Source organism: Phenylobacterium sp. (assembly GCF_041691455.1).
Lineage (GTDB): Bacteria > Pseudomonadota > Alphaproteobacteria > Caulobacterales > Caulobacteraceae > Phenylobacterium.
The window spans coordinates 1-4,931 of the sequence record NZ_JBEPUO010000065.1 but is presented as its reverse complement, the minus strand read 5'-3'; the positions used below and the strand labels follow the sequence as shown (position 1 = coordinate 4,931).

At 69.0% G+C, this 4,931-nt stretch carries 7 protein-coding genes and 1 tRNA gene; 5 read left to right on the top strand and 3 right to left on the bottom strand.

Features of this window, described 5'->3' with window-relative positions; translation table 11 throughout:
* Positions 1-116 precede the first annotated feature (116 nt).
* The gene (locus tag ACESMY_RS23410; RefSeq protein ID WP_372787050.1) at positions 117-749 is read left to right on the top strand and encodes an SRPBCC family protein; all 633 of its coding nucleotides are present in this window, start codon (positions 117-119) and stop codon (positions 747-749) included.
* Positions 749-1,078, top strand: a complete 330-nt coding sequence (locus ACESMY_RS23405) for an ArsR/SmtB family transcription factor (RefSeq protein ID WP_372787049.1) — start codon at positions 749-751, stop codon at positions 1,076-1,078. Before ACESMY_RS23410 ends, ACESMY_RS23405 begins: the two co-directional genes overlap by 1 nt.
* Here the strand turns inward: ACESMY_RS23405 and ACESMY_RS23400 are convergent.
* From ACESMY_RS23400 to ACESMY_RS23390, 3 genes are all read right to left on the bottom strand, one after another.
* Positions 1,075-3,180 carry an alkaline phosphatase gene (locus tag ACESMY_RS23400; RefSeq protein WP_372787048.1) on the bottom strand — a complete coding sequence of 702 codons (2,106 nt, stop codon included), beginning with the start codon at positions 3,178-3,180 and terminating at the stop codon, positions 1,075-1,077. The two genes, ACESMY_RS23405 and ACESMY_RS23400, sit on opposite strands and share 4 nt — an antisense overlap.
* 3 nt (positions 3,181-3,183) lie before the next feature.
* Entirely contained in the window at positions 3,184-3,765 is a 582-nt protein-coding gene (locus ACESMY_RS23395) for a beta/gamma crystallin-related protein (RefSeq protein ID WP_372787047.1), read from the bottom strand.
* Between the two features lie 71 nt (positions 3,766-3,836).
* Complete coding sequence (locus ACESMY_RS23390) at positions 3,837-4,004, bottom strand: hypothetical protein (RefSeq protein ID WP_372787046.1); 168 nt, start codon at positions 4,002-4,004, stop codon at positions 3,837-3,839.
* Between the two features lie 178 nt (positions 4,005-4,182).
* Here ACESMY_RS23390 and ACESMY_RS23385 point away from each other — a divergent pair.
* The 3 genes from ACESMY_RS23385 to ACESMY_RS23375 form a co-directional block, all read left to right on the top strand.
* Positions 4,183-4,258, top strand: a tRNA-Trp gene (locus ACESMY_RS23385).
* Positions 4,259-4,326: 68 nt separating this feature from the next.
* Positions 4,327-4,632: a preprotein translocase subunit SecE gene (secE, locus tag ACESMY_RS23380; RefSeq protein ID WP_372787045.1), complete on the top strand. Its 306-nt coding sequence runs from the start codon at positions 4,327-4,329 to the stop codon at positions 4,630-4,632.
* A 9-nt stretch (positions 4,633-4,641) separates the two neighbouring features.
* On the top strand, positions 4,642-4,931 hold a 290-nt coding region (locus tag ACESMY_RS23375), incomplete at its 3' end, for a transcription termination/antitermination NusG family protein (protein ID WP_372787044.1).

Sequence of the window (4,931 nt, the reverse complement as noted above, 5' to 3'; positions counted from 1 at the left end):
TCACTGACCAAGACCATCAGGCCGTCGGGGGATAACCCCGGCGGCCTTTTGCTTGGACTCATATTTTAGAATGTACTTATATAAGTCCTGAGTGAAATCGTAACCGGAGCACCGCCATGCAGATCGACGTCGCAAGCTTCATCGGCGCCGTGGTGCGCCGGGTCGAGGATCGCGAGCATGAGGGGACGCCCGTACGTGTGGTGGTGGCCTCGCGCCACTACGACACCGGCATCGACGACCTGTGGGATGCGCTGACCCGCGCTGAGCGCATCCCGCGCTGGTTCCTTCCGATCAGCGGCGACCTGAAGCTCGGCGGCAAATACCAGCTGCAGGGCAACGCCGGCGGGACCATCACCGAATGCGAGCCGCCGCACCGCCTCGGCGTCACCTGGGAATTCGGCGAACAGACGAGCTGGGTCAATGTCCGGCTGTCGGCGGCGGGAGAGGCGCGGACCGAACTGACGCTCGAGCATCTGGCGCCGATCGATCCCCATTGGGACACCTATGGCCCCGGCGCGGTGGGCGTCGGCTGGGACCTGACGCTGATCGGCATGGCCTTGCATCTGGCCGCCGGCGGGGCGGCCGTGGACAAGGACGCGTTCGCCGCCTGGTCCCCGTCGGACGCCGGAAAGGCCTTCATCCGCGGGAGCGCCGCGGGCTGGGGCGCCGCCGACATCGAAGGCGGCGAAGACCCGGCGAAGGCCCGCGCCGCCGCCGATCTCACCGCCAAGTTCTACACGGGCGGCTGATGCACGCCTTCGACGTCCTGGGCGACCCGGTCCGGCGCCGGATCCTGGAGCTGCTGGCCGACGGCGAGCACAGCGCCGGGGAGGTGGCGGCCGTGGTCCAGGACGAGTTCGGCGTCACCCAGTCGGCGGTCTCACAGCATCTGAAGGTGCTGCGCGACGCAGGCTTCGCCACGGCGCGTGTCGACGGCTCGCGCCGCATCTATGCGATCGAGGCGGCGCCGATGCAGGCGGTGGATGCCTGGCTCGACCGCTTCCGCGGCTTCTGGGGCCACCGGCTGGAGGCGCTGGCCACCGAGGTCGCCCGCGGCAAGAAGCGGCGCGGCGACTAGATCGATAGCTTCGGGTCGCCCTCCAGGACCTTCTGCTCCAACCTTGGCCGCTCGCCCGCCTTCCAGAGCGGCGCGCGGTGGACGACCCGGTAGGCCAGGGGCCCGCCGTCCGGCGCCGGGTTGCGCTCCAGCGGGCGCGGGATCGCCACGAACTCGGTCTCGAAGGCGTCCGACGACGCCCGCACGACCGCATAGCCGTGGCCGCCCATATCGACGAAGGAGAGGTGCGGCGACAGCTCCGGGTTGGAGAGTGCGCGCGCCTTCTCCACATCGCCGGACCGGGCGTACTCCAGGCACGACTTCACCCCATGCCGGAACAGCATGTTCATCATGGGCTGGTTGGGTTCGCCCGGCCGATCGACCAGGAAGAGCGGCCGAAGCGGCATGTCCTTCTTGAGGTTGTAGCTCATCCCCTCAGCCATGCCCGGCGCCGAGATCGAGCCGGTGATGAAGGCCACGCCCACCGGCTCGAAGGCCTTGGGCGGCAGGGCCTTGGCCGAAAGCCCGGCCCAGAAGCTGTGCCGGTCGCCCGAGACGGTGGCGAAGCCGGTGATCCGGTGGTCGCGGACGAAGTCGTAGACCTCCGCGCGTTCGGCGATACAGCCCGACCAGTCGCCGCCGCCGCCGCCCGCATAGCCGGCGCCCGGCCAGGGCTTGGTCAGCCCCGGCGGCAGGTTCTGGAAGTCGGCGCGCATATCCAGCGTGCCGTTGGTCGCGCCCCAGACCTTCCAGGTGGCCTTCGAGGCCTTCAGGGTCTCGAAGAACCAGGCCTTCTGTTTCACACCCAGCATGGCCACCGGCGGCCCGTCCTTGCGGAAGTTGGGGACCGACTTGTCGCCAAGCCGGATCGTCTCCGGAGGTTTGCCGCCATTGTAGGCGCGGCCTGCGTCGAGGATCTCGGTGACCTCCTCCGGCTCCAGGACAGGGAAGTCGGGGGTGTCCAGAGCCGCGGCCCGCGGATCGTCCGACGGCTCTTCGGAGCGGTAGCTGTGCTGGTCGGTGAGGATCAGCTCCACGTGGCGGCCGAATCGCAGAGCCCGATAGGCGGTCAGGCTCTCGATGGCGGCCAGGTTGTTGGGTTCCTGGCCCAGGCCGCGGTCGTCGAACTGGGTGACGGCGACGTCGGCCACCTTGGGCCCCGCGAATTGCTGCAGCGTGCCGGCCTGCTTCACCCGGGCGGGCTGGAACTCGAACCAGGCCTGGTTGGCGGCGACCTTGCGGCTCTGGGCCCAGACGGTGTCCTTGCCGAACTTCTGGATGCCCTGGTAGCCGCGCCAGGAGAACTCGTGGTTGTCCCACATGTTGACGAAGGCGAAGCGGGCGCGGGCGTCCTGCAGGTCCGGGTCGTGCAGATAGGCGCGGTAGATGGCGCGGTAGTCGTCGAGCGTCGTCGGCAGGTGCAGGTCCTGGAACTTCGCGCCGTGCTCGTAGCGCACGATGTCGCGCAGGCGGCGATCGTACATCCCCTGCGGCCGATCCTCCGGGTACCAGACGATCTCATAGATGAAGTCGCCGAGGTGGCAGACGAAATCGAGCCGCTTGTCGGGCGCGGCGTGCTCGTCCTCGAAGATCATCCGGCGGTAGGCGTTCATCGCCCCCTGGTTGGCGTTCTGGCAGCTCACGAAGGCGAAGCGGACCTCGCGCGGGTCGTCGAGCGCCGGCGCGGTCGTCGTGCGGCCGATGCGGCTGCCGAGGCCGCCGGGGCCGATGAAGCGGTAGAAATATTCGGTGGAGGGCTTCAGACCGCCGACCAGCACACGGATCGTCCAGTCGCTGAGGTCGGTGGTCGGCGTCCGCGTGGACGCCACGACACGCTTGAACCCGGGATCTTCGGCGACCTCCACGACCAGGATGTAGGGGATGGCGAACCCCTTCATGCCCGCTTCGTCGATGAACCCCGGATCGCCGGCGTGCGGCGGCCGGCGCGTCCACAGGATGACACTGTCGCCTTGCGGGTCGCCGGAGGCCACGCCCTCGGGGAAGAGGTCGCGCCGCTCCGTCCACTTGAACTTCGAGGGCGCGGCCTTCGCCCCGCCCCAGGCCGCCGATGCGCCGATGGCCGCGGCCAGGCTCAGGAACCGGCGGCGGCCGATCGACGCCATGGCCTAGCGCACCGGCCGTAGCGAGCTGACGTTGGCGCCCAGGCCGAACCGGCTCAGGTCGCTCACGTCACGGTCGAACACCTGGCAGCGGCCGCGGAAATCGCTGTCCGAACAGACCTGCCAGGGCCGGCGTCCGTCGATACGCAGGCTCATCGCCCGGTCGTTGAATTCGCGCGGCAGGTTGGTGAACTCGCGATCGGCCGGGAACGGCCGGCCGGTGAAGTCCGGGCCGCTGAAGAGGGTGATCGAGCTGCGGCCGAAGGGCGGACCGCCGGGGCCGGGGCCCGGGAACCCCGGACGCGGCGGCGGGTAGCCTGCGCCGGGCCGGCAGGAGAGCTGGCCATCGCGATTCTCGATCCGGTCGCAGCCGGCGAACCGCAGGCTGGTCGTGCGCCAGCGCCCATCCCGGTCGCGGCACTCGGCGGTCATGGTGGCGTTGGGGCCGTAGCCGACGGTCGAGACATTGCGGCAGGTCTGGAAGTAGTCGCCCGGCGGCGGGGCGGCGCCTCTGGGTTGGGCCTGCAATGGGGCCGCGCCGGCGACGAGGGTCGCGATGGCGGCGGCGAGAACGATGGCGCGCGTCATGATTGAAGCCTCCCGTGGGAACCGCCACTCTAGGAGGCTCCCGCCCCGTGGCAAGGCGCTGCGGGCGGCGGCTAGGCCGGCTTCGGCGGGGTCTTCCGCGGCGCGCCGGTCTGGGGATCGGTGAGCGTCTTGGCTGAGCCGGCGGTGGGCTTGACGCCGGCGGGCTCGGTGGCGGAGCGGGGCGGGGACCCGGGTTTCTGGTCTTCGTCGCGGTTATATCGGGGGTCGGTGTCGGGCATCGGAGGCTCCGGAAAGGTCGATCGGCTCCTTCGGAAACGGACCGGGCGGCGAGATCGATCCGCCTTGCCGGGATTGGGCGCCCCTGCTAAACGACCCGGCTCCGGCGATGAGGGGGCGGCGCGCCGTGCGGCGCGCTTCTATTTCCTCGCCGGGGGCCGCCAAAATTCGGGAAACCGAAGGAGTGTAGCTCAGCTGGTAGAGCATCGGTCTCCAAAACCGAGGGCCGGGGGTTCGAGTCCCTCCACTCCTGCCATCCTATATATGCGACAATAGGGGCGCGACTTCCGCCGCCCGAGAAGTGAGAGTTCGAAGAAAGCCGCCATGGCCAGGAAATCGGGCAACAGCCCGTCAGCAATGCGCAATCGCGCCGCCAAGACCGCCGCGGTCATGGCCAGCCCTTCGGCTGCGGCGCTCGCGCCCGCCAAGAAGAAGACCAGCCTTGCTCAGTTCGCCCGCGAGGTCCGCTCCGAGGCGCGCAAGATCACCTGGACCAGCCGGCGGGAGACCTGGATCACCTCGGTGATGGTCGCGATCATGGTCGTCGTGGCCATGGGCTTTTTCGCGATGGTGGACGCCGGCGTGTCCTTCAGCGTGAATCAGGTCCTCAAACTGGCCAGCGGGGGTTAGGTTAGAGACATGTCCGAAGCCGCCGAAACCACCGCCCCCGCCAATCCCCGCCACAAGTGGTACATCGTCCACGCCTACTCGAACTTCGAGAAGAAGGTGGCCGAGAGCATCCGCGAGCAGGCCAAGACGCAAGGGCTCGACGAGAATTTCTCCGACATCCTGGTGCCCACCGAGGACGTCGTGGAGATCCGCCGCGGCCGCAAGGTCAACGCCGAGCGCAAGTTCTTCCCCGGCTATGTGCTGGTGAAGATGGAGCTCACCGACGAGGCCTACCACCTCATCAAGAACACCCCGAAGGT